General features: G+C 68.2%; 24 protein-coding genes. 14 read left to right on the top strand and 10 right to left on the bottom strand.

Translation table 11 applies throughout. From position 1 onward, the window contains the following. Positions 1 to 29 precede the first annotated feature (29 nt). From HH308_RS01565 to HH308_RS01590, 6 genes are all read left to right on the top strand, one after another. Positions 30 to 836, top strand: coding sequence for a PspA/IM30 family protein (locus tag HH308_RS01565; RefSeq protein WP_170192381.1), 807 nt, complete (start codon positions 30 to 32; stop codon positions 834 to 836). 21 nt (positions 837 to 857) lie between these two features. Next, a complete protein-coding gene (locus HH308_RS01570; protein WP_170192382.1) occupies positions 858 to 1,235 on the top strand; it encodes a nitroreductase family deazaflavin-dependent oxidoreductase in 378 nt (125 codons plus the stop codon). Continuing rightward, entirely contained in the window at positions 1,232 to 2,437 is a 1,206-nt protein-coding gene (locus HH308_RS01575; protein ID WP_170192383.1) for a glycosyltransferase, read from the top strand. Before HH308_RS01570 ends, HH308_RS01575 begins: the two co-directional genes overlap by 4 nt. Positions 2,438 to 2,447: 10 nt before the next feature. After that, positions 2,448 to 2,642: a DUF3046 domain-containing protein gene (locus HH308_RS01580; RefSeq protein ID WP_170192384.1), complete on the top strand. Its 195-nt coding sequence runs from the start codon at positions 2,448 to 2,450 to the stop codon at positions 2,640 to 2,642. Between the two features lie 222 nt (positions 2,643 to 2,864). Continuing rightward, positions 2,865 to 3,908, top strand: coding sequence for a recombinase RecA (recA, locus tag HH308_RS01585; protein ID WP_170192385.1), 1,044 nt, complete (start codon positions 2,865 to 2,867; stop codon positions 3,906 to 3,908). Positions 3,909 to 3,924: 16 nt separating this feature from the next. Further along, entirely contained in the window at positions 3,925 to 4,452 is a 528-nt protein-coding gene (locus HH308_RS01590; protein WP_170192386.1) for a regulatory protein RecX, read from the top strand. A 31-nt stretch (positions 4,453 to 4,483) separates the two neighbouring features. Here the strand turns inward: HH308_RS01590 and HH308_RS01595 are convergent, their stop codons facing one another. Genes HH308_RS01595 through HH308_RS01610 form a run of 4 tightly spaced genes read right to left on the bottom strand, consistent with a single transcriptional unit; the run spans position 4,484 to position 7,812 of the window. Then, on the bottom strand, positions 4,484 to 5,374 hold the full coding sequence (locus HH308_RS01595) for an amino acid ABC transporter permease (protein WP_170192387.1): 891 nt from the start codon (positions 5,372 to 5,374) through the stop codon (positions 4,484 to 4,486). Further along, positions 5,371 to 6,042 carry an amino acid ABC transporter permease gene (locus HH308_RS01600; RefSeq protein WP_170192388.1) on the bottom strand — a complete coding sequence of 224 codons (672 nt, stop codon included), beginning with the start codon at positions 6,040 to 6,042 and terminating at the stop codon, positions 5,371 to 5,373. Before HH308_RS01600 ends, HH308_RS01595 begins: the two co-directional genes overlap by 4 nt. Positions 6,043 to 6,055: 13 nt before the next feature. Further along, a complete protein-coding gene (locus HH308_RS01605; RefSeq protein WP_170192389.1) occupies positions 6,056 to 7,084 on the bottom strand; it encodes a glutamate ABC transporter substrate-binding protein in 1,029 nt (342 codons plus the stop codon). Beyond that, positions 7,084 to 7,812 (bottom strand): amino acid ABC transporter ATP-binding protein, encoded by a 729-nt coding sequence (locus tag HH308_RS01610; RefSeq protein ID WP_211188084.1) that lies wholly within the window; start codon positions 7,810 to 7,812, stop codon positions 7,084 to 7,086. The genes HH308_RS01605 and HH308_RS01610 overlap by 1 nt, the downstream gene beginning before the upstream one ends. Before the next feature lie 220 nt (positions 7,813 to 8,032). Here HH308_RS01610 and miaB point away from each other — a divergent pair, with 220 nt between their 5' ends. Beyond that, positions 8,033 to 9,562, top strand: a complete 1,530-nt coding sequence (gene miaB, locus HH308_RS01615) for a tRNA (N6-isopentenyl adenosine(37)-C2)-methylthiotransferase MiaB (RefSeq protein ID WP_312870262.1) — start codon at positions 8,033 to 8,035, stop codon at positions 9,560 to 9,562. Continuing rightward, the gene (locus tag HH308_RS01620) at positions 9,553 to 10,146 is read left to right on the top strand and encodes an Rv2732c family membrane protein (RefSeq protein ID WP_211188086.1); all 594 of its coding nucleotides are present in this window, start codon (positions 9,553 to 9,555) and stop codon (positions 10,144 to 10,146) included. Before miaB ends, HH308_RS01620 begins: the two co-directional genes overlap by 10 nt. Before the next feature lie 53 nt (positions 10,147 to 10,199). Here the strand turns inward: HH308_RS01620 and HH308_RS01625 are convergent, their stop codons facing one another. Further along, the gene (locus tag HH308_RS01625) at positions 10,200 to 11,588 is read right to left on the bottom strand and encodes a DUF349 domain-containing protein (RefSeq protein WP_170192392.1); all 1,389 of its coding nucleotides are present in this window, start codon (positions 11,586 to 11,588) and stop codon (positions 10,200 to 10,202) included. A gap of 150 nt (positions 11,589 to 11,738) precedes the next feature. Here HH308_RS01625 and HH308_RS01630 point away from each other — a divergent pair, with 150 nt between their 5' ends. The 4 genes from HH308_RS01630 (at position 11,739) to hflX (ending at position 15,828) form a co-directional block, all read left to right on the top strand. Beyond that, on the top strand, positions 11,739 to 12,497 hold the full coding sequence (locus HH308_RS01630) for a class III extradiol ring-cleavage dioxygenase family protein (RefSeq protein ID WP_170192393.1): 759 nt from the start codon (positions 11,739 to 11,741) through the stop codon (positions 12,495 to 12,497). Further along, positions 12,494 to 13,414 carry a tRNA (adenosine(37)-N6)-dimethylallyltransferase MiaA gene (miaA, locus tag HH308_RS01635; RefSeq protein ID WP_170192394.1) on the top strand — a complete coding sequence of 307 codons (921 nt, stop codon included), beginning with the start codon at positions 12,494 to 12,496 and terminating at the stop codon, positions 13,412 to 13,414. The genes HH308_RS01630 and miaA overlap by 4 nt, the downstream gene beginning before the upstream one ends. A 9-nt stretch (positions 13,415 to 13,423) precedes the next feature. Continuing rightward, the gene (gene dapF / locus HH308_RS01640) at positions 13,424 to 14,332 is read left to right on the top strand and encodes a diaminopimelate epimerase (RefSeq protein ID WP_170192395.1); all 909 of its coding nucleotides are present in this window, start codon (positions 13,424 to 13,426) and stop codon (positions 14,330 to 14,332) included. Positions 14,333 to 14,394: 62 nt separating this feature from the next. Continuing rightward, positions 14,395 to 15,828 (top strand): GTPase HflX, encoded by a 1,434-nt coding sequence (gene hflX, locus HH308_RS01645; RefSeq protein ID WP_246284066.1) that lies wholly within the window; start codon positions 14,395 to 14,397, stop codon positions 15,826 to 15,828. Positions 15,829 to 15,901: 73 nt separating this feature from the next. Here hflX and HH308_RS01650 read toward each other — a convergent pair whose 3' ends face one another. The 4 genes from HH308_RS01650 to HH308_RS01665 form a co-directional block, all read right to left on the bottom strand. After that, positions 15,902 to 16,162 carry an HPr family phosphocarrier protein gene (locus HH308_RS01650; protein ID WP_170192396.1) on the bottom strand — a complete coding sequence of 87 codons (261 nt, stop codon included), beginning with the start codon at positions 16,160 to 16,162 and terminating at the stop codon, positions 15,902 to 15,904. 85 nt (positions 16,163 to 16,247) lie between these two features. Further along, positions 16,248 to 18,329 carry a PTS fructose transporter subunit IIABC gene (locus tag HH308_RS01655; RefSeq protein ID WP_170192397.1) on the bottom strand — a complete coding sequence of 694 codons (2,082 nt, stop codon included), beginning with the start codon at positions 18,327 to 18,329 and terminating at the stop codon, positions 16,248 to 16,250. Between the two features lie 56 nt (positions 18,330 to 18,385). Next, positions 18,386 to 19,348, bottom strand: coding sequence for a 1-phosphofructokinase family hexose kinase (locus HH308_RS01660; protein WP_170192398.1), 963 nt, complete (start codon positions 19,346 to 19,348; stop codon positions 18,386 to 18,388). Then, positions 19,345 to 20,118, bottom strand: a complete 774-nt coding sequence (locus HH308_RS01665; RefSeq protein ID WP_170192399.1) for a DeoR/GlpR family DNA-binding transcription regulator — start codon at positions 20,116 to 20,118, stop codon at positions 19,345 to 19,347. Before HH308_RS01665 ends, HH308_RS01660 begins: the two co-directional genes overlap by 4 nt. A gap of 157 nt (positions 20,119 to 20,275) precedes the next feature. Here HH308_RS01665 and ptsP point away from each other — a divergent pair, with 157 nt between their 5' ends. Further along, entirely contained in the window at positions 20,276 to 21,940 is a 1,665-nt protein-coding gene (gene ptsP / locus HH308_RS01670; RefSeq protein WP_170192400.1) for a phosphoenolpyruvate--protein phosphotransferase, read from the top strand. 73 nt (positions 21,941 to 22,013) lie between these two features. On the opposite strand, the gene lexA is transcribed toward ptsP, so the two are convergent. Then, complete coding sequence (gene lexA, locus HH308_RS01675; protein WP_170192401.1) at positions 22,014 to 22,754, bottom strand: transcriptional repressor LexA; 741 nt, start codon at positions 22,752 to 22,754, stop codon at positions 22,014 to 22,016. Between the two features lie 203 nt (positions 22,755 to 22,957). Here lexA and HH308_RS29505 point away from each other — a divergent pair, with 203 nt between their 5' ends. Then, the gene (locus HH308_RS29505; RefSeq protein ID WP_211188022.1) at positions 22,958 to 23,428 is read left to right on the top strand and encodes a LysM peptidoglycan-binding domain-containing protein; all 471 of its coding nucleotides are present in this window, start codon (positions 22,958 to 22,960) and stop codon (positions 23,426 to 23,428) included. Positions 23,429 to 23,478: the final 50 nt, after the last annotated feature.

The raw sequence follows: 23,478 nt of genomic DNA on the forward strand, positions 1-23,478 counted from the left end.
TGATCTCTCGATGGAGTTGACTTTCTGCCATGGCTAACCCGTTTGTGAAGTTCTGGAACTACCTGATGGCGCTCGGCAACGCCAAGATCGACGAGAACGCCGACCCCCGCATTCAGATTCAGCAGGCGATCGAAGACGCACAGCGTCAGCATCAGGAGCTCTCGCAACAGGCGGCAGCGGTCATCGGCAACCAGCGTCAGCTCGAGATGAAGCTGAATCGTCAGCTCGAAGAGGTCGAGAAGCTGCAGAGCAATACCCGCCAGGCGCTGACCCTCGCCGACCAGGCCAACGCCGCAGGCGACACCGCCAAGGCGCAGGAGTACACCAACGCGGCCGAGGCGTTCGCCGCGCAGCTGGTCTCCACCGAGCAGAGCGTCGAGGACCTCAAGACCCTGCACGATCAGTCGTTGCAGGCCGCCGGGCAGGCCAAGCAGGCCGTCGAGCGCAACGCGATGATGTTGCAGCAGAAGCTCGCCGAGCGCTCCAAGCTGCTCAGCCAGTTGGAGCAGGCGAAGATGCAGGAGAAGGTCTCGGCCTCGCTGCAGCAGATGAGCGAGTTGGCGGTACCGGGCAATACTCCGAACCTCGACCAGGTCCGCGACAAGATCGAACGCCGCTACGCCAACGCACTGGGTTCGGCTGAGCTGGCCCGCAACACCGTGCAGGGCCGGATGGCCGAGGTGGAACAGGCGAGCGTTCAGATGGCCGGACACGCCCGGCTGGAGCAGATCCGCGCCAGCATGAACGGCGCACCGCTGACGAGTCCGCAAGCCGCACCGCAGGTGGCCGCGAACCTGAACAAGCCCGCCGATCCGCAGGCGAATCAGCAGGGTTAGCCGAGTCCCAGCCACCGGCTCATGGCGTGGCCACGCCAACTACTTCCCGTCGCGCGCTGGATCCGGCGTCCGGCTCTGCGGATCGCACATGCCGGCCTCGGGTTCGCCGAGGTTACCCACCGGGGCCGACGGTCCGGTCGTGAGTACCGGACGCCGGTCCGCGCCGTGCGTAGCGGCGACATCATCATCGGCGCGAACTTCGGCGCCGACGCCGACTGGGTCCGCAATGTGTTCGCTGCGCAGACCGCGCGGGTCCGGATCGGCGACGACGTGCTGACCGCCGTCGACCCGCGGCTGGTCGACACCCGCACGGTGCTCAACCGATTGCCTCCGATGACCCGGTTCATCCTGCATCGGCTGGCGCGGACCGAGCAGTGCATCGTCATGCGGGTGTCATGAGTCCGCGGCGCAGGGTCGGGTTGGTCGCCGGGCCGGAGGCCGGGCACGCCTTTCCGGCCTTCGCGCTCGCCGAAAGGCTTGCGGCCGTGGGGCATTCGCCGATCGTGTATACCGGCCTGCGCTGGTCCCACGCCGCGGCACGGCGCGGCATCCGGGTCGTCGACCTTCCCGAGCTCGCCGCCGACGACTCGGACGACGATTCCGATGCGGGCGCGAAACTGTCGGTGCGCGCCGCGCGGATGGCGCTGGCGCTGGCACCCGTTCTCGTCGCGCACGACGTCGACGTCGTGGTCTCCGACGTCATCACCGTCGCGGGCGGCTGGGCCGCCGAATTGGCTGGGCTGGGCTGGGTGGAATGTTCCCCGCACCCGCTGTACCTCCAATCGCGCGGACTGCCGCCGATCGGGGCGGGCATGGCGCGCGGCGAGGGGCCGCTCGGACGCATGCGCGACGCCGCGCTGCGGACCTCGAGTGCACCCGCCCGGCGTCGGGGCGCACGGCAGCGCGCCGCCGCCCGCCGCTCCATCGGGTTACCGCCCGACGCCGGGCCGATCACCCGGATGGTCGCCACCCTGCCCGGTCTGGAGGAGTACCGGCCGGACTGGCCCGCTGACACGCATCTGATCGGGCCGCTGCTGTGGGAGCCCACCGACGCCACCCTGCCGTTGCCCGCGGGGCGGGCGCCGCTGGTGATGGTCGCCCCGTCGACCGCGGTGACCGGCGCCGCGGATCTGGCCGCGATCGCACTGGCCGCGCTGAGCCCGGGACTGCTGAAGATGCCGGTGCGAGTTGTGATTTCGGGTCTCACCACGCCGTCGGCCGACGAGGTGGCGAGGTCGGAGTTGCCCGACGTCGCAGCAGGATTCGGGCGACAGGACGCGCTGGTCGCCGCGGCCGACGTCGTGATCTGCGGCGGCGGTCACGGCATGCTCGTCAAGGCGCTGGGCGCCGGAGTGCCGGTGGTGACCGTGCCCGGCGGGGGAGACCAGTGGGAACTCGCCAACCGCGTGCAACGGCGCGGTGCCGGTCGCCTGGTGCGGCCGCTCGACGCCGAATCGTTGGCCACCGCGACCCGCGAGGTGCTCGCCGACGCGCGTTTCGCGGCGGCCGCGCGACGCCTGGCCGCATCCGGCGCAGGCGTCGTCGATCCGGTCGGGGTGATCGAGCGGGCGGCGACGCGCCGCCCGACGCCCGGCACGTAGGATCGCTGGCGTGCGTCTGACCGAATTCACCGAACTGATCACCACCGAGTTCGGCGAGGTGACCGCCGACTCCATGCTCGTCGACCACGTGCTCGCCGACCTCGGCGGCCAGACCGCGGCGCAGGCGCTTGAGGCGGGAGTAGATCCCCGTGACGTGTGGGTCGCACTGTGCCGCGACTTCGACGTGCCGCGCGACCGATGGTGACCCACGCGCCGTGCCGGTAGGCGGCTCATCCAGCCACTTCTCAGCGCGTCGCACTTGCAATCGAACATCCGTTCGCTACTCTGGAAATCCGACGGAACCAAATCCACCCCCGAGAACGTCCAAGATGTCGGCGACCGCGCGCGTGAACCGAGATTGTCAGAGGGTCTCGCTAGCGTGGCAACCGAGTAATCCACTTGACGTCCTCACCAAGGAGAGATCGACATGGCAGCAGCATCGCAAGACCGCGAAAAGGCACTCGATCTGGCGCTCGCGCAGATCGACAAGAACTTCGGCAAGGGATCGGTGATGCGGCTCGGCGAGGAGAGCCGTCAGCCGATCGAGGTCATCCCCACCGGCGCCATCGCCCTCGACATCGCGCTCGGCATCGGCGGACTGCCCCGCGGCCGAGTCGTGGAGATCTACGGCCCGGAATCGTCGGGTAAGACCACCGTCGCGCTGCACGCCGTCGCCAATGCGCAGGCGCAGGGCGGCATCGCCGCATTCATCGACGCGGAGCACGCCCTCGACCCCGAGTACGCGGCCAAGCTCGGCGTCGACGTCGACGCACTGCTGGTCTCTCAGCCGGACACCGGCGAGCAGGCCCTGGAGATCGCCGACATGCTGATCCGCTCGGGCGCCCTGGACATCTTGGTCGTCGACTCGGTGGCCGCGCTGGTGCCCAAGGCCGAAATCGAAGGCGAGATGGGTGACAGCCACGTCGGTCTGCAGGCACGTCTGATGAGCCAGGCGCTGCGCAAGATGACCGGCGCGCTGAGCAACTCGAACACCACCGCGATCTTCATCAACCAGCTGCGCGAGAAGATCGGCGTGATGTTCGGCTCCCCGGAGACCACCACCGGCGGTAAAGCACTGAAGTTCTATTCGTCTGTACGCCTCGACGTCCGTCGCATCGAGACCCTCAAGGACGGCTCCGACGCGGTCGGCAACCGCACCCGTGTGAAAGTCGTCAAGAACAAGGTCGCACCGCCGTTCAAGCAGGCCGAGTTCGACATCCTCTACGGTCACGGCATCTCCAAGGAGGGCTCACTCATCGACCTGGGCGTCGCCGAGGGATTCATCCGCAAGGCGGGCTCATGGTTCACCTATGAGGGCGACCAACTCGGCCAGGGCAAGGAGAACGCGCGAAAGTTCTTGCTGGAGAACACCGATATCCGCGACGAGATCGAGAAGAAGATCAAGGAGAAGCTCGGCATCGGGGCGGTCCTCGACGCAGACGAGGTGGCTCCGGCTCCGGTCGAGTTCTAGACGGTGAGTCGCGGTGATGACTGACTCGCCCGAGCCGCGTCCGCGGCGGTCGCCGGAGGAATCCAAAGCCAGCGCTTGGGACGCGGCGTTGCGGCTGTTGGGCATTCGTGCCCGCAGTCGCGACGAGATGCGAAAACGACTGCAGCGCAGAGGCTTCGAAGAATCTGAGATCGAGTCGGTGATGACCAGACTCGACGCCGCCGGGCTCCTCGACGATGCCGACTTCGCCGGCGAATGGGTACGCGCGCGCCACTCGACGTCGGGCAAGGGGCGCATCGCGCTGCGCCACGAACTCGCGGCCAAGGGCGTCGACAAGGCCATCGTCGAAGAGGCACTCGCCGGCGTCGACCCCGACGCCGAGCGGGAGATCGCGGCCCGGCTCGTCGCCAAGAAGCTCACCGCGTCGACGCTGGAGGAAGCGCACACCGACCGAACCGGCCGCGACAAGGTATTCCGCCGACTCGTCGGAATGCTCGTGCGTCGCGGCTACGGCCAGTCGATGTCGATCGACGTGGTGAACGAGGCGCTGCGCGCGGCCGCCTGACCGCGCGCAGCGCCTCGTCAGGCGGCCACGACTAGCGACGCAGTCCCGGCAGCGGTTCGGTGGCGCCGAGTTCCAACTCTTCGGGGCTGACGGTGGTCCGCTTGCGCCGCCCGTGGCGGATCCGGTCCTCGAGATAGGTCGCGAACGACGACAATCCGAAGTTGATCAGGATCATCACGATCGCCACGATGATCAGCACCGGCAGATAGTTGCCGTAATACGACGCCGACTGCAGACTCGACCGCACCACCTCGATGTAGCCGATGATGTAACCCAGCGCGGAGTCTTTCAAGGCGATCACCATCTGCGAGACGAGAGCGGGCAGCATCGCGGTGATCGCCTGCGGAAGCAGGATGATCCGCATCGTCTGCGATTTGCGCAACCCGAGTGACAGTGCGGCCTCGGACTGACCGCGCGGCAGTGATTGGATGCCCGAGCGCAGGATCTCGGCGATCACCGAACCGTTGTAGAGGGTGAGTCCGGTGACCACCGCGGCGAACGCCAACTGCGACGACGGGAAGATCGCATAGTCGGCGAACACGTAGTACGCGAAGATCATCAGGATCAGCACCGGAATCGCGCGGAACACCTCGGTGACCGCACCGGAGAGCCAGCGCAGCCATCGATGGTCGGAGAGCCTGCCGATGCCCAGCACCGAACCGAGGATCATCGCGAGGATGATCGACACGATCGCCGCCTTGACGGTGCCCCACAGACCGGGCAGGACATAGGTGGTCCAGGTGGTGGCCGTGACGAACGGAGTCCACTTCTCCGCGGCGAACTGGCCGTTGTCGGCCAGCACGAGGATCGCATATACCGCGATCGCCACGACGATCGCGATGAACACGACCGCGATGATGTTGTTGCGCAGCCGTGCCTTGGGGCCCGGCGCGTCGTAGAGGACGGTTGCCTGAGTGCTCATCGTTTCACCGCGAATCGGTTAGCCAGGTACCCGAAGATCAGGCCCTCGGTCAGAGTGATGATCATGAAGCCGACGGCGATGATCACGAACACCGCGACCACCTGGTCGGCGAAATTCTCGATCTCCTCCTTCATCAGCAACGATGCCTCGGCGACACCGATGACGGAGGCGATCGTCGTGTTCTTCGTCAACGCGATCAGTACGCTGCCCATCGGGCCGATCACCGTGCGGGCCGCCTGCGGCAACACGATGATCCCGAAGACCTGCGCGAACGACAGGCCCAGCGACCGGGCGGCTTCGGCCTGCCCGAGCGGCACGGTGTTGAAACCCGACCGCAGCGTCTCGCAGACGAACGTCGCGGTGTAGAGGACGAATGCCAGCACCGCGATCCAGAAGTTGTTGTTCTTCACCTGATTGCTGAACTGCAGCCCCAGATTCTGATAGAGGCCGAACGAGCAGAAGATGACGATCAAGGTCAGCGGCGTGTTGCGGACGATGTTGATGTACACCGTCGCGAAGCCGCGCATCACCGGCACCGGGGAGACCCGCATGCCCGCGAGCACGGTGCCCCAGACAACGGCACCGACCGCCGAGAAGAACGTCAACTTCAAGGTCATCCAGAATGCGGGCCACAACTGCGGGCCCATCTCCGACCAGAGTTCACTCATGCCGTGCGCCCCCTCACTTGAGTCCTGCCGGGCACGGCTTGCCCGGCGTCGGCGTGACGAATTTCAAATCACCGGGTACCGGGGTGAACTTGTAGGTGTCGCCGGTGGCGGCGCGGGCGATCATCTTGTCGACGTTCGCCGAGCCGATGTTGGCGCGCAGTGCCTGTTGCCACGGTGAATTCGGGCCCTCGGGCACCATCATCGCCCGCAACGCCTCGTTCACCGCGGCAATGGAGTCGGGCTGGTTCTTCGCCATGCCGATGCCGTAGCGCTCCGTCGAGAACGGAGTGCCTGCCTTGATGAAGTTCGGCACCTTCTTGCCGTCGTAATCCTTTGTCCCGCAATAGTCTTTCGGGTAGGTCATGTCGACGAGCCGGAATTCGCCCGGCCAGAAGTTCGAGTAGCCCGCCAAGATCACTTCGTCGGTGGTCAGTGCGTCGACCTTGCCGCGCCGCAGACCTTCGACGCACGACGAGTACGAGTCGTACTCCTGCAGCTGGACGCCGGGCAATTGCTTCTTGACGTTCTGCGCCGGCGTCGATCCGGTGACCGAGCAGAGTTTCTTACCGTTCTCGAGGTCGGTCAGGTTCTGGATCGAATGATCGTCGGCGCGCACCAGCAGGCCCTGGTAGTTGATCAGGTAGGGACCGGCGAAGTCGACTTCCTTCGAGCGCGCGGCGTTGATCGAGTAGGTGGCGGCGATCATGTCGACCTCGCCGTTGTCGATCAGTGTCTCGCGCTGCGCCGACGGGGTCTCGCGCCAGGTGATCCGCGGGTGCGCGACGCCGAGTTTGTCGGCGATGTGGTTGACCACATAGGTCGACACCGTGGGATCGAAGCCAGTCACCGATCGATCCGGATTGCGCTGGCCGAGACCCGGCTGATCGTATTTGGTGCCGAGAATGACCTTGCCGTTGCGGATCGAGTCGAGCAGGTTGCGTGGCTCGGTGCTGCCGCAGGCGCTCAGCAGCATCGCGCCGAGTGCGACGATCACCGCGCAGGAGGTGAGAACTGTTGCCCGGCTTGGTTTTCGGGTGCCCATCAGTGGTCCAGGATCTTCGACAGGAAGTCGCGGGCCCGCTCGGACTTCGGTTGGGTGAAGAAGCTCTCCGGGTCGGTGTCCTCGACGATCTGGCCGTCGGCCATGAAGATGATCCGGTCGGCGGCCTTGCGGGCGAACCCCATCTCGTGGGTCACCACGAGCATGGTCATGCCCTCCTTGGCCAGCGAGACCATGACGTCGAGCACTTCGTTGACCATCTCCGGATCCAGCGCCGACGTCGGCTCGTCGAACAGCATGACGGTCGGTTCCATCGCCAGTGATCGCGCGATGGCCACGCGCTGTTGCTGGCCACCGGACAACTGAGCGGGGTACTTGTCCTTCTGGGTGGCGATGCCGACGCGTTCGAGGAGTTGATAGCCGCGTTTGTCCGCGTCCGCCTTCGACTTTCGACGCACCTTCACCGGCGCCAGGGTCACGTTCTCCAGAATCGTCTTGTGCGCGAACAGATTGAAGGACTGAAACACCATCCCGACGTCGGCGCGCAGCTTGGCGAGGTCACGCCCCTCCGACGGCAGCAGGTTGCCGTCGATGTAGATCTCGCCGCTGTCGATCGGTTCGAGACGATTGATGGTGCGGCACAACGTCGATTTGCCAGACCCGGACGGCCCGAGCACCACGACGACCTGTCCCGCGGGAACTTCCAGATCGATGTCTTTGAGCACATGCAGAGATCCGTAGTGCTTCTGCACTTTTCGAATGGAGATCATGGACTTCGACGGTGGGCCGGCGGCCCCGGGCTCACTGACATTTGTGGGCGAAGCGGTCATATCGCCAACCCTAGTGGCCAGGTCGGTCGTAGTGGGGGCATTGCGAATGTTGGTGCGCCTAAGCATCTCGGCGACGGGTTGCGACTGATCGCCGACGGCGAGCGCGCGACCGCCGATAGCGAGCGGCGTCGATTTGGACTGCTCACGTACCCTGGGATGAGTGAGTAGTCAGTTGTCCGCGCCGCGCCGTTACCAGGTGCGTACCTACGGGTGCCAGATGAACGTCCACGACTCCGAGCGGATCTCGGGTCTTCTCGAGGATGCCGGCTACGTCGCCGCGGCCGACGGCGACGATCCGGATCTGGTGGTGTTCAACACCTGCGCGGTCCGCGAGAACGCCGACAACAAGTTGTACGGAAACCTGTCCCACCTCGCGCCGCAGAAACACGACCGCCCGGACATGCAGATCGCGGTCGGCGGCTGCCTGGCGCAGAAGGACAAGGACACCGTCCTGGCCAAGGCGCCCTATGTCGACGTGGTCTTCGGCACCCACAACATCGGGTCGCTGCCCGCGCTGCTCGACCGCGCACGTCACAACGCCGAGGCGCAGGTGGAGATTCTCGAGTCCCTGGAGCAGTTCCCGTCGACCCTGCCGGCCAAACGCGATTCCGCCTACTCGGGCTGGGTGTCGGTGTCGGTCGGCTGCAACAACACCTGCACGTTCTGCATCGTGCCGTCGCTGCGCGGCAAAGAGGTGGACCGACGGCCCGGTGACATCCTCGCCGAAGTGCAGGCACTCGTCGACCAGGGGGTGAGCGAGGTGACGTTGCTGGGGCAGAACGTGAATGCCTACGGCATGTCGTTCGCCGACCCGGACCTCGACCGTAACCGCGGTGCCTTCGCCGACCTGCTGCGCGCGTGCGGCACCATCGACGGACTCGAGCGAGTCCGCTTCACCTCCCCGCATCCGGCCGAGTTCACCGACGACGTCATCGAGGCGATGGCGCAGACCCCCAACATCTGCCCGCAGTTGCATATGCCGCTGCAGTCGGGGTCGGACCGGATCCTGCGGGCGATGCGACGCAGCTACCGCAAGACGAAGTTCCTCGGCATCATCGAGCGTGTGCGCGAGGCGATGCCGCATGCCGCGATCACTACCGACATCATCGTCGGGTTCCCCGGCGAGACCGAAGAGGATTTCCAGCAGACGCTGGAAGTCGTTGCCGCAGCACGCTTTTCGAGCGCATTCACATTCCAGTACTCGCCCCGTCCAGGGACCCCGGCGGCGACTATGGCCGACCAGATCCCGCCCGACGTCGTCAAAGATCGCTACCAGCGGCTCATCGCGCTGCAGGAGTCGGTGTGTCTCGACGAGAACACCAAGCTGGTCGGGTCCGACGTCGAGCTGCTCGTCTCGGCCGACGCCGGGCGCAAGAGCGCGGCCAATGCCCGACTGACCGGACGGGCCCGCGACGGACGACTGGTCCACTTCGCCGCCCCGACGTCGACCGCCGACGCGACGCGGATCCGTCCCGGCGACTACGTCACCACCACGATCACCGCCGCGGCGCCGCATCATCTGATCGCCGACGCCGGGGTGCACTCGCATCGGCGCACCCGCGCGGGCGACGCCTACGAGGCACAGACAACACCCACGACGGCGCCGGTCGGCGTGGGGCTCGGCATGCCGAGCATCGGAGCGCGCGCACCGGAACCGGTGAGTGCCTGCAACAGCGGAGGCTGCCAGTGACCGACAAGACGCACGACGACCAGTTCGAACAGTTCCACGACGATCTGGCGAAGGCCGAACGCAAGGTGGCCGGTGAATTCGACCCGGGTGCACGCGGCGTCGTGGTCGCCGTCGGTGTACTGGTGGCGATCGCGTCGCTGCTGCTCGCGCACGCGGGCAAGGCCAACGGGTTCGACGTCCTGACCTTTTCGCACGCCGCGCAGGCCGAGCGGATCACCATCACCTCGCGCGTGTTCGTCTACTTCGTGGCGATCTTCGGGATCGGCTTCTCCACTCTCGCGCTGCTCACCCGACGCTGGGCGATCGCCTGGATCGCCTTGTGCGGCAACCTGATCGCTGTCGTCGCCGGCCTGTTGGCCTGGTGGTCGCGCAACACCCCGGGGGTCGGCGGCGTGCAGCCGCCGTCGGGCGTGGGCATCGGGCTGATCGCCGGATGGTTCGCGGTGATCCTGCTCAGTTTCCACTGGGCACGCCTGGTCTGGGCCCGCAGCAACTACCAACTGGCGCTCGAGGAACAGCGACGCATCGAGGCTGCTGAACGCGAGAAGGCCGTGCGGGACCTGCAGAAGCGCAAGAACCACTGAACGTATCGAGCGAGTGTTCAGCGGCCTCGGAAAGCCGCTGAACCAACGCCCGACTAACCCTCGCTGACCACGTTCTGCGCGGTCTGCGCCCACTGGCGCCACTGCTGCGCCTGTTCGCTGAGCTTGCGTGCCTGCGATGCCTTGCCGCGTTCCTCGGCTTTGGCGGCCTGCTCTTCGAATTGTGCTGCGCGCTCGGCGAATTGGGCCGCGCGAGCCTGCGCTTCGGGGTCGGTCTGCTGCCAGTGTGCCTGCTCGGCGTCGCGGATTCGGCGCTCCAACGACCGGGCCCGACCTTCGAGTGCCTGCATCTGCTCGCGCGGCACCTTGCCCAACTCGTCCCAGCGTTCCTGGAAGTTGCGGAATTCGCGTCGCGCGGCGTCGAGATTCGCGGTGGGATCGATCGACTTCTCGGCGGCGTCGAGCAGCGCGCGCTTGGCGTCGGCGTTGGCGGCGAACTCGGTGTCGCGTTCGGCGGTCACCGCGTTGCGCGCGGCGAAGAACACGTCCTGAGCCGCTTTGAACTGCTGCCAGAGCGCGTCGTCGGTGTCGCGTGGGGCACGGCCCGCGGCCTTCCACTCGGTGAGCAGATCGCGGAACTTGCCGGCCGTCGGGCCCCAGTCGGTCGACGACGACAATTCTCTCGCGCGTTCGATGAGTTCTTCTTTGCGGCCCTTCGCGCTGGCCCGTTCGCGATCCAGTTCGGCGAAGTGGGCGCCGCGCCTGCGATTGAATGCGTCGCGTGCCTTGGCGTAGCGCTTCCAGAGCACGTCGTCGGTCTTGCGGTCGATGCCCTTGATGGCGCGCCACTCGTCGAGGATCGCGCGTAGTCGATCACCGGAGGCTTTCCACTGGTTGGAGTCCGAACCGATGGCCTCCGCCTCGACGCAGAGTGCCTCCTTTTTGGCGATCGCGTCGGCGCGGGCCTGTTCGCGTTCGGCCTTCACGGAGGCGGCGACGTCGTCGGCGGTCTGGGTGATCGAGGTGAGTCGAGCGGCCAGCGCGTCGACGTCGCCGATGACGGTGGCCTCGGGCAGCGTCTCGAGCAGATGCGCCGCGGCGGCCTGCGTCTTGCGCGGATCGCCGGAGCGGGCGGCCAGACGTTCTTCGAGGATTTCGACTTCGGTCGCGAGGTCGTCGAAGCGCCGGGCGAAGTGCGCCAGGCCCTGCTCCGCGTCGCCCGCCTGCCACGACCCGACCTGCCGCTCGCCGGATGCGGTGATCAGCCAGACACCGCCGTCATCGTCGACCCGGCCGAATTTGTGCACGTCACCATGCGGAACAGGATGCGGAGCCGGGGGATGACTGGCCGGTGGGGCGGCGGCCGCGGCGACCGCGGGCGTCGGGCGCGGGCCCGGTCGGGGACCTGGTCTGGGGCCCGGTCGCGGGCCCGGTTTGGGCGCGGAAGGAGTTGCCGAAGGGGTGGTGGCGTCCGAGTCTGTCATAGGGTGGTCCTCCGCTTGTGCCGCGCGTCACGGCTGCCGTCAACTGAATATCGCTCCGATCCGCACATGCATATGTGCGAACAGGGGTTGTTCCATTCAAACAGGTCAGGGCGCCGGATGTGTGCGCTGGTGAGACATTAGCCTGTACCCGTGTTGAAATCTGTGGTCTTTGTGCCCAGCGCCCCGGCGTTGGTCCCGGAGTTGGCCGGGCCGGGCGCGGTCGACGTCGAACCGGTGCGCGCGGCGTCGATCGACGTTCTGCGAGCGGCGACCGAGGTCGGCGGCGGCCTACCGCTTCGCTGGTTTGTTCTCGGCGATAATGTTGGCGCGCAATCGGATTCGCGGCTCGACGGCCCGGGGACCTGTCGCGGCTTCGGGGTCGATCGAGTGGTGTCGCTCGACGTCGCCGCCGGTTCCGGCGAGCCCGACGCCGGGTGGCCGACGTCGATGCTGCTCGCCGGTTGGCTGCGGGAAATGGCCTCGATCGATCGACTGATCCCGATCGTCGTCGATGCCGACGGCGCGACCGACCGCAGCGCCGGTAGCGACCCGACGGTCGACGCGGCCGCGTCGCTGCGCGCCCGCCTGCTGGAAACGTCCGATCCGGTGGGGCTGCTCGTCGTCGGCGACGGCGCCACGTCGTTGAGCGCCCGTGCGCCCGGCGGCGGCGACTCACCGCAGGCCCGAGCCCTGCAAGAGCGGATCGACGCCGCCTTGGGGAACGCCGACACGGCGGCACTCACCGCGCTGACGCCCGCGGAATGCGCGCTGTGGGGTGTCGGCGGACGTGCGGTGTGGCAGGTGGCGGCGGCCGCCCTCGACGGTGTCGAGCTCACCGGTCGGCTCGACTACGCGGGGGCGCCGCTCGGCGTCGGATACACCGTGGCGAGCTGGACGGCGTCGCGGTGACGATCGACGCACCGACACCCATCGCGATCGTCGGGCCGACGGCGACCGGCAAGTCGGCGCTGGGACTCGACCTCGCGCAGCGCCTCGGCGGCGAGGTGATCAACATCGACGCGATGCAGCAGTATCGCGGCATGGACGTCGGCACCGCGAAACTGACCGTAGAGGACCGGCGCGGCGTCGAACATCATCAGCTCGACGTCCTCGACGTGACCGAAACCGCAACGGTGGCGCGCTACCTCGCGGCAGCGGTCGCCGACGTCGAAGCATTGCGGGCGCGTGGTGTGACGCCGATCGTCGTCGGCGGATCGATGATGTACATCCAGGCGTTGCTCGACGACTGGCAGCTGCCCGCGACGGATCCGGCGGTACGGGCGCGGTATGAGGCACAACTCGCCGACGTCGGGGTGGCGGCGATGCACGCGCGCCTCGCGCAGGTCGACCCGGCGGCGGCGTCGACGATTCTCGACACCGACGGGCGGCGCATCGTGCGCGCGCTGGAGGTCGTCGAACTCACCGGGCGGCCGTTCGCGGCGTCGCAGCCGAAGATCGGCGAACCACGCTGGGGCACGAGGATTTTCGCCGTCGATCGGGAGACCTCCGAACTCGACGCGCGGATCGAACTGCGGACGCGGATGATGTTCGACGCCGGGCTCGTCGACGAAGTACGGGAACTGGAGGGCCGGGGCCTGCGCGCGGGGCAGACCGCGCGGCGGGCCATCGGATACGCCCAGGTGCTCGCCGCCTTCGACGGCGACTACGATCTCGCCGAAGCCGCCGAGCGCACATTCATCGGCACCCGGCGCTACGTGCGTCGGCAACGGTCGTGGTTCCGCCGCGACCACCGCATCACCTGGCTCGACGGCGCGTCGGAGCACCTGGTCGCCGACGCGATGGGGGTTGTCGGGACGGACCGGTAACCTGGTCGCGTGACTCTCGCCGTGCCCGACGCCGATTTCGCGTCCCACTTCTTCAAGGGACATGGAACCCAGAACGACTTCGTCATCCTCTACGATCCGGCCGCTGCGCTGGATCTGACCGTCGAGGCCGTCGCGGCACTGTGTGACCGGCAACGCGGCATCGGCGCCGATGGACTGCTGCGCGTTGCGCGGGCCGGCGAACTCGTCGCTCGCGGCGTGCTCGACGCCCATCCCGACGACGTCGCGCCGGAGGACTGGTTCATGGACTACCGCAACGCCGACGGCTCGATCGCGGAGATGTGCGGCAACGGTGTGCGGGTGTTCGCCCACTTCTGCCGGGCGGCCGGACTGGTGGAGTCGGACGTGTTCACCGTCGGATCGCGGGCGGGCGGGCGGGTCGTGACCGTCCACTCGTTCGACGATTCGGAAGCCGAGGTGAGCGTGTCGATGGGGCTCGCACGGCTGGGCGTCGAATCGTCGGCGCGGATCGACGGTGTCGACTATGCCGGTGTCGCCGTCGACGTCGGGAACCCGCACCTCGCCGCCGTCGTCGACGGGCTGAGTGTGCAACAGCTTGCCGCCCTTGACTTTTCGCGGGGCGCGTCCTTCGATGCCGAGGTATTTCCGCACGGGGTGAACGTCGAGGTGCTGACGGCGCCGGTCGCCCACGGAGCGGTGTTCGACGCGTCGATGCGCGTCATCGAACGCGGCGTCGGGGAGACGCGTAGCTGCGGAACGGGTCTGGTCGCGGCGGCGGCAGCGGCGCTGCGGTCGATCGGCCGCGACACCGGTGAACTGCGACTGACGGTGCCCGGCGGGCAGGTGACGGTGACGATCGACGCCGCCGGTGCAACCCTGCGCGGCCCCTCGCGGCTGGTGGCGCGGGGCACGCTGATCGACGGCTGGCAGCGCGGGTAGGGTGCGCGCTCGGCGTTATTGAGATGCGTCGCCTCAGTTGAGCGTGCCATCATGGAACGCATATGACTGACACGAACGTCTCCGTACCCACCACCGGTGACCTGCAACTCGACGACCGCGCTTCGCTGCAACGCGTCGCCGGACTGTCCACCGAACTCACCGACGTCACCGAGGTCGAATACCGCCAACTCCGACTCGAACGAGTCGTGCTGGTCGGTGTGTGGACCCACGGGACACAAGCACAGGCCAACGCGGCGATGGCCGAATTGGCGGCGCTCGCCGAAACTGCGGGATCGCAGGTACTCGACGCGCTGATCCAGCGCCGGTCCAAACCCGACTCGGCCACCTACATCGGCTCCGGCAAGGCCGGTGAACTGCGCGAGGTGGTCATCGCCACCGAAGCCGACACCGTCATCTGCGACGGCGAACTGACGCCCGCCCAACTGACCGCGCTGGAGAAGGTCGTCAAGGTCAAGGTGATCGATCGCACCGCGCTGATCCTCGACATCTTCGCCCAGCACGCCACCTCCCGCGAGGGCAAGGCCCAGGTGTCGCTGGCTCAGATGGAATACATGCTGCCCCGACTGCGCGGCTGGGGCGAGTCGATGTCCCGGCAGGCCGGTGGCCGGGCCGGCAGCAACGGCGGCGTCGGCCTGCGCGGCCCGGGTGAGACCAAGATCGAGACCGATCGTCGTCGGATCCGCGAGCGGATGGCCAAGATGCGGCGCGAAATCCGTCTGATGAAGACCGCGCGCGTGGTGAAACGCGCTGCGCGCCAACGTAACTCGGTACCAGCGCTGACCGTCGTCGGCTACACGAACGCGGGCAAGTCGTCGCTGGTGAACGCGATGACCGGCTCCGGCGTGCTGGTGCAGGACGCGCTGTTCGCCACCCTGGACCCGACGACGCGGCGGGCCAAACTCGACGACGGGCGAGTCGTCGTGTTCACCGACACCGTCGGGTTCGTGCGGCACCTGCCCACCCAGCTCGTCGAGGCGTTCCGCTCGACGCTGGAGGAGGCCGCCGACGCCGACCTGCTGCTGCACGTCGTCGACGGTGCCGACGAGTACCCGCTCGGCCAGATCACCGCGGTGCGTCAGGTGCTCAAAGAGATCGTCGGCGAGTCGTCGGGCGAGTCCGACACCGGTGCGTCGGGTGCGGTGCTGCCGCCCGAGCTGCTGGTGGTGAACAAGGTCGACGCGATGACGCCGGTGCAGATCACCGCGTTACGCGCGGCGCTGCCCGACGCCGTGTTCATCTCGGCGCGCACCGGTGCGGGACTGCCGGAACTCTTCGACCGCATCCGCGCGGCCCTGGGCAGCAACGACGTCGAACTGTATGTCTCGGTGCCGTTCGCGCGCGGCGACCTGGTGTCGCGGATCCACGCCGAGGGCGAGGTGCTCGCAACCGACCACGACGTCGACGGGACGCGCATGCGGGTGCGGGTTCCCGTCGCGCTGGCGGGCGAGCTGCGGGAACTGATCGTCGGGGGATAGCTTCGGAGCGGACCCGGCGACGCCGATGCCCCCGACTCGATCAGAGTCGGGGGCATCGGCGTGATGAGCAGACCTATTCGGCGTCGAGGTCGGCGGCGACCAGTTCGACGACCTTGGCCAGGGCGGCGTCGTCGTCGGAGCTGACGGTCACCTCGGTACCCTTCTCGGCGCCGAGGGTCATGATCAGCAGTGCCGAGCCGGCGTCTACCGGGTCTTCACCTTCGACCGCGAGGGTGACGTCGGCGCCGAGTTCGGCGACGGCTTCGGCGATGATCGTCGCGGGGCGGGCGTGCAGGCCGACAGCGGATCCGACGGCGACTGTGGTCGATGGCATGAGCGTTCTCCTTTGAAATGTGGTGATTGATCTTACGGGTGGGACGGGTGCGTCCGGTGGGTTATGGCTTCCGAGACGTGACGGCTCAGGCGATGGCGGCTTCCAGCTCGGCCTCTTCCTGCGGATTGCGAGCGGCGTGGAAGGACTTCGCCGCGACGACAGCCACGCATCCGACGACCACACCGATGGCCAGTGCCAGCAGGAACAGCGGCCAGGTGCCGTTCATCGCGAAGAAGACGAAGATGCCGCCGTGCGGAGCCTGCAGCTGGACACCGAAGGCCATGATCAGCGCGCCGGTGGTGGCCCCGCCCAGCATCATCGAGGGAATGACGCGCAGTGGGTCGGCCGCGGCGAACGGAATGGCGCCCTCGGAGATGAACGCCGCGCCGAGCAGCCAGGCAGCTTTGCCGTTCTCCCGCTCGACCTCGGTGAACAGCTTGGGACGCAACACCGTTGCGAGTGCCAGGGCGAGCGGCGGCAGCATTCCGGCTGCCATCACCGCGGCCATGATCTCCAGCTGCGGCACTCCGCCGATGGCGAGCCCCGTGGTGGCGAACAGGTATGCGGCCTTGTTGACCGGGCCACCCAGGTCGAAGCACATCATCAGGCCGAGCACGATGCCGAGGATGATCTTGGAGCTGCCCGACATCGAGTTGAGTGCGTCGGTCATCTCGGTGGTCACCCAGGCGAGCGGCTTGCCGAGGAGCATGAACATCAGACCGCCGACGACCATCGATGCGAACAGCGGGATGATGACGACCGGTTGCAGGCCACGTGCCCACTGCGGCAACGGGATTCGTGACAGCCAGAGCGCGACGACACCGGCCAGCACACCGCCGACCAGACCGCCGATGAAGCTGGCGCCGACCGCGACGGACACGAGTCCGGCGACGAAACCGGGTGCGATACCCGGACGATCGGCGATGGCGAAGGCGATGTAACCGGACAGGACGGGCACCAACATGCCCATTGCCAGTGCGCCGACGGCGAAGGACACGCCACCGAGGTACTGCATGAGGCCGCCCGCGGGGAGATCCCAGAGACTGTTGTGCAGGGCGATGAATGCGCCGTCGGACAGCGTCTTGGACGAATCGAGGGTCTTGTTGGCGATCTGATAGCCCGCGAGCAGGAAGCCCAGCGCGATCAGCAGACCGCCGGCCGCGACGAACGGGATCATGTAACTGACGCCGGTCATCAGGGCCTGCCGGAGCTGGCCGCCGAGTCCGACGTTGTCCGAGCCGGTGGTCTCCTCCGACGCCGAGGCGTCTCCGCCCACGACCGCGGCGTTCGGATTCGTCGACGCCGCGACGGCTTCGGCGATCATCTTGTCGGGTTCGTTGATGGCGCGTTTGACGCCCGAGGCGATCACCGGTTTGCCGGCGAACCGTTCACGGCCCTTCACCCCGACGTCGGTGGCGAAGATGACGGCGTCGGCGTCGGCGATGGTCTGCGCCGACATCGGTGTGGTGGCCGACGACCCCTGGGTCTCGACGACGAAGTCGACGTCGGCGCGCTCGGCGGCGTATTTGAGTGCGTCGGCCGCCATGTAGGTGTGCGCGATGCCGGTGGGGCAGGCGGTGATCGCGACGACGCGTGGACGTGCGGCCGTTGCGCCGTTCTTCTCCAGGCTTGCCGGTACTGCCGCGGCTGCGGGAGCAGCCGCCTCGGCGGGCTTGGCGGCGGCCTTGGGCTTGGGCTTGATGGCCTCACCGACGAGCTCGACGATGCGGTCCGCGTCGGGCGCCTCGCGCAGCGCGGCGACGAAGTCCGGCCGGACCAGTGCACGGGCCAATGAGCTGAGCAGCTTCATGTGCTCGCTGCCGCCCTCGGGAGCTGCGATGAGGAAGACGATGTCGGCGTCGCCGTCCGGGCCGCCGAAGTCGACCTTCTTCGACAGTCGGGCCATCGCCAGGCTGGCCGCGGTGACCGACGCCGAGCGAGCGTGCGGGATGGCGATGCCGCCGGGCAGGCCGGTGGCCGACTTGGCTTCGCGCGCCATCGCCGCGGCGATGAGGTCGGCGGCGTCGGTGGTGCGGCCCTGATCGGCGAGAAGTCCGGTGAGCCGGGTGATCACGGCCTCGTTGGAGTCGCCTGCGTCGGCGTCGAGGATCACCGTCTCGGTGGTGATGATCTGCGGCGTCTGCGCGCCGGAGTCGTGCGTGGTCATTGACGAGCCATTTCTGTGTGGGGGCGGTGGGTGGGGCGGGTGGATGGATACGAACGCTAGGCGGGGGTGGGCAGGGCGATCTCGGCGATCTGGATATCGTCGAGATTGAGATCGGACGGCGACGGCGGTTGGGTGCCGGGGAGGGCGGCCGCGGCGGACCCGTAGGCGACCGCCCGGCGCAGGCGCTCGGCGGGCTCGGCGCCCGCCAGCTCGGCGAGCAGGTAGCCGGCGAGCGAGGCATCGCCCGCACCGACGGTGCTGCGCGGCACGATCGGCGGCGGCGTCGCCGACCACGACGCGGTGGTGGTGGTCAGCAATGCCCCGGCCGCTCCCAGGGTGGTCAGGATCGTGCCGCCGGTGCGTTGCGCGAGCAGCAGCGACGCAGCCACGGCGGGTCCGAAGTCACCGGCCTGCGCTGCGGCCTCGATGGCGGGGCCGTCGCCGCCGACGAGTTCGGCGAGTTCGTCGGCATTGGGTTTGAGGAGGTCGGCGCCGGGTTGCGCGACCGCGGCCAACGGCGCTCCGGAGGTGTCGACGGCGATCTTGCAGCCGTGCGGCTTGAGTGCGGCGACGAGTCGGGCGTACCAGTCAGCGGGCAGTCCGGGCGGCAGTGACCCGCACAGGGCCACCCAGCTCGCGCCGGGAGCATTGGCGACGATCTCCTCGGCGAGCGCGGTCGCGGTCGCGTCGTCGAGCACCGCGCCGGCGGCGTTGATCTTGGTGGTGGTGCCGTCTGGGTCGACGACGGTCAGGTTGGAGCGGACGTCGGCTCCGACGTCGGTGGCGCGGTAGGGCAGCCGTACCGAGTCGAGCAGACCCAGCATCGGATCGTCGCTGCGTGCGGGCAGGATGGCGAGGGTGGCGACGTCGGCGCCCGCGGCGACACGTGCCACGTTGACACCCTTGCCGCCGGCTTCGATGCGCGTCGCGGCGGCACGCTGTACGGCGCCGTGGCGAAGCGGAGCCTCCAGCTCGACGGTGCGGTCGATGCTCGGGTTGGCGGTCACGGTGAGGATCATGCGGTAACGACCTCGATTCCTTGTTCGGTGTAGAGCGACACGGTTGCCGGGTCCGCGCCGGCGTCGGTGACGATGACGTCGACCGCGGACAGGGGAGCGAAGGACACGACGTCGTCGAGCCCGAACTTCGATGAATCAGCGAGCACCACAACACGATTGGCGCACGAGACCATCGCCGATTTCACCGCGGCCTCGTCGGGGTCGGGAGTGGAGAGTCCGCGTCCGAGGCTGATCCCATTGGTCCCGATGAAGGCCACCGACACCCGCAACCGGTTGATCGCGGCGACGGTGTCGGCGCCGACGCTGGCTTGGGTCAGGCCACGCAGCCGTCCGCCGATCAGGTGCAGATTCACCGTCGTCAGCTTGGACAGTGTCGCGGCCACGCCGAGTGCGTTGGTGGCGATGGTGAGCTCGCGGTGGTCGGTGAGCGCACGAGCGGCCTGATATGTGGTGGTGCCGGCGTCGAACAGGACCGAACCGCCGGCCGGGGGCAGGAAGCGTTGCGCGGCGGCACCGATGGCTGCCTTGGCCTCGCTGTATTCGGCGATGCGCTGGGCCAGCGGGCGTTCGCCGCCGTCGAGCGTGGACAGGCTCGGATCGACGGCGCCCCCGTGCACGCGGTGCACGTGACCCGCGCGCTCGAGTACGGCGAGGTCGCGGCGGATGGTCTCGCCGGTGACGTCGAACTTGGCGGCCAGGTCGATCACCGACACCCGGCCGGTGTCGCGGACCGCTGCGGCGATTGCTTCGTGGCGTTCGGCGGCGTACATCCTGCTGGCCTCCTTTCGTCTGTGTCTACAGGTGGATTTCTGTGGATTCCGTTGGGTTGCGATGTTGATATATTTGGTTTTACTCCCGAGTGTGTTGACAAGTCAAGCTTTTCTCGTAATCTGAATCACACAAGTTACTCGATGAAAGGTAAGTCTCGTGGCGGACACTCTCCAGCAGCTGACCGGAACCCCGGTCGTTTCAGGTATCGCGTACGGGCCGGCCATCTGGCCGGGCGCGCGCCCGGAATTCGCGCCGTCGTCGGCGGAACTGCCCGACGCCGACCGCGCGGGCGAAGTGGAGCGTTTCATCGCCGCGGCGGCCGACGTCGCCACCCGGCTGCGCGAGCGAGCGTCGGCCAGTTCCGGTGTGGCCGCCGAGGTGCTCAGTGCGACGGCGGGCCTGGCCGAGGATCGCGGCTGGCTGTCCGCGGCACGCAAGCTGATCACCGCGGGCACGCCGGCCGCGGACGCCGCCGTCGCCGCGACCCAGCAGTTCGCGGACCTGTTCACCAAGCTCGGCGGGCTGATGGCCGAGCGGGTCACCGACCTCAACGACGTGCGCGACCGCGTGCTGGCCGCGTTGTCGGGATCACCGGAACCCGGTGTGCCCGTACCGGATTCGCCGTCGGTGCTGTTCGCCGACGACCTCGCCCCGGCCGATACCGCGGGGCTCGATCCCGAGCTGGTGATCGCTCTGGTCACCCGGCTCGGCGGGCCGACCAGCCACACCGCGATCATCGCGCGTCAACTCGGCATCCCGTGCATCGTCGCCGTCGGCGACCTCGCATCCATCGAGGCGGGCACCCAGGTGTTGGTCGACGGCACCGCGGGCACGATCGTCGTCGAGCCCGAGCCGGAATCGGCGCGCGACGCCGCCGCGAAGTGGCGGGTGCAGGCCGAGCTGGTCGCCGGATGGGCCGGTCCCGGACGCACTGCCGACGGGCACGACGTCGACATCCTCGCCAACGTCGCCGACGGTGCGTCGGCGCGCGCGGCGTCGTCGAAGCCGGTGGCCGGAATCGGGCTGTTTCGCACCGAGCTCGCGTTCCTCGACCGCGCCACCGCACCGACCGTGCAGGAGCAGGCGGCCAGCTACCGTGAGGTCTTCGACGCGTTCAGCGGGCACAAGGTGGTGATTCGGACGCTCGACGCCGGGTCGGACAAGCCGATGAAGTTCGTCGACAGCCCCGACGAGGCCAACCCGGCGCTCGGCGTGCGCGGCAACCGCATCGCCGACGCCCAGCCCGAACTGCGCGACACCCAGCTCGACGCCATCGCGGCGGCGGTCGCCGACACCGACGCCGACGTGTGGGTGATGGCCCCGATGATCGCGACCGTCGCCGAAGCGCGTGAGTTCGCGGGTCTGGCTCGTGCGCGTGGGCTCAAGGCGGGGGTGATGATCGAGGTGCCCGCGGCCGCGTTGCTCGCGCCGCAGGTCCTCGCGGAGGTGGACTTCGTCTCGATCGGCACCAACGACCTCACCCAGTACACGATGGCCGCCGACCGGATGTCGGCCGAGCTGGCCGCACTGACTGATCCGTGGCAACCGGCCGTGCTGTCGCTGGTGTCGATGGTCGCCGCGGCCGGACGCGCCGCGGGCAAGCCGGTCGGCGTGTGCGGTGAGGCCGCCGCCGATCCACTGCTGGCGTGTGTGCTGGTGGGCCTGGGGGTGACGTCGTTGTCGAGTGCGCCGGTCGCGGCGGCGGCGGTGGGCGCTCGACTCGGGCAGGTCACGCTGGCCCAGTGCGAGGCTGCCGCGAGCGCGGCGTTGGCGACGTCGGATCCTGCCGCGGCACGGGCCGCGGCCGGGGCCCAGGTGTAGCGCGGCAGGCAGAGGGCCCGGGTCCGGCACCGTCTCTCGGTGTCGGACCCGGGCCGTTGGGGATGGCGGCCGCCTAGACGCGGCGCAGGATCGTGACGACCTTGCCGAGGATGGTGGCGTCGTCACCGGGGATCGGCTCGAACATGACGTTGTGCGGCATCAGCCACACGTGACCGCGTTTGCGTTTGAAGGTCTTGACGGTGGCCTCGCCGTCGATCATCGCTGCGACGATGTCGCCGTTCTCGGCGACGTTCTGTTGGCGTACCACCACCCAGTCCCCGTCGCAGATGGCGGCGTCGATCATCGACTCGCCGACAACCCGCAGCAGAAACAGTGCGCCGTCTCCGACGAGCTCACGGGGGAGCGGGAAGACGTCTTCGACGGCCTCCTCGGCGAGGATCGGGCCACCTGCGGCGATGCGTCCGAGAACTGGTACGAAGGTCGGCGTGGGCATCGTCGCGACACCGCCGAAGGGTGAATCTCCCGACGGGCCGGGCTCGTTGTCTTGGATGTTGACCGCGCGCGGACGGTTGTGGTCGCGGCGCAGGAGGCCCTTGCGTTCGAGTGTGCGCAATTGGTGGGCGACCGAGGAGGTCGAGGTGAGTCCGACGGCATCACCGATCTCGCGGATGCTCGGGGGATAGCCGCGCATGCGGACCGACTTGCGGATGAATTCCAGTACCGCGCGCTGGCGCGCGGTGAGCGTCGCCTCGACGGATTCGACCAGGTTCTCGTCGAGTGCGGCGGTCGAATCGGGCCCGCTCGCCGGCTCCCGGCGCCCGTTGGAATCGTCCGACGGTCCCTGATCAGTCATCGACTGGTGTCCTCTCTGTTGGTGTCGCGGCCGCCACGGTAGTTCCCGCGTGTGGGGTTCCTGGGGTCTCTGGTACCAAAATAGCCCAGCCGAGCTGGACTTTCAAACATTTGTTCGAGATGTCGCGAGACTTTGTCGGTGGGTCGTGCTAGAAATCGAACATAAGTTCATCGAACATAGGCTCGTACACCTAGGAGGACACCATGACCGCAGCAGTCGCTCCCCGCGTCGAGGTCACCGCTCCCGTCCGTCCGGCGCCTCGACGCACGCCGGGCGAGGCGGCGCGCCCGGTCGACCGTCGGGTGATCGTCGTCCGACCGGCCGGAACGCGATGCGCCGGCACGCAGACGGTGCGCGTGCGGGTGACTCCCAAGGCGCAGACCGCGGTGTATCGCCGGCGTCGTGGCGTCGCGGGTGTCCTGGTCGGTGCGGCGCTGGGCGGCTTCGTCTGGTTCTTCGCGATCGTCGGCAACGATTACGCGGCGGCCACCGCGCCGGAGCCGACGTCGACCGCGGTCGTCCACGTGCGCGCAGGCGAGTCGCTGAACTCGGTGGCCGTCCGGGTGGCCCCGCAGATTCCCGCGCAGGCGGTCATCGCCGAAATCGTCGAGCTCAACCACCTGCACGCGTCCGCGCTGCGGGTCGGGCAGGCGCTCGTGACCCCGGTGTACTGAGCGATGCGCACCGTTGCCCGAGCGGGACAAAGGCGCCGCTCTTGAGGTCC

The organism is Gordonia asplenii (genome assembly GCF_012933505.1).
In the GTDB taxonomy this organism is placed as follows: domain Bacteria; phylum Actinomycetota; class Actinomycetes; order Mycobacteriales; family Mycobacteriaceae; genus Gordonia; species Gordonia asplenii.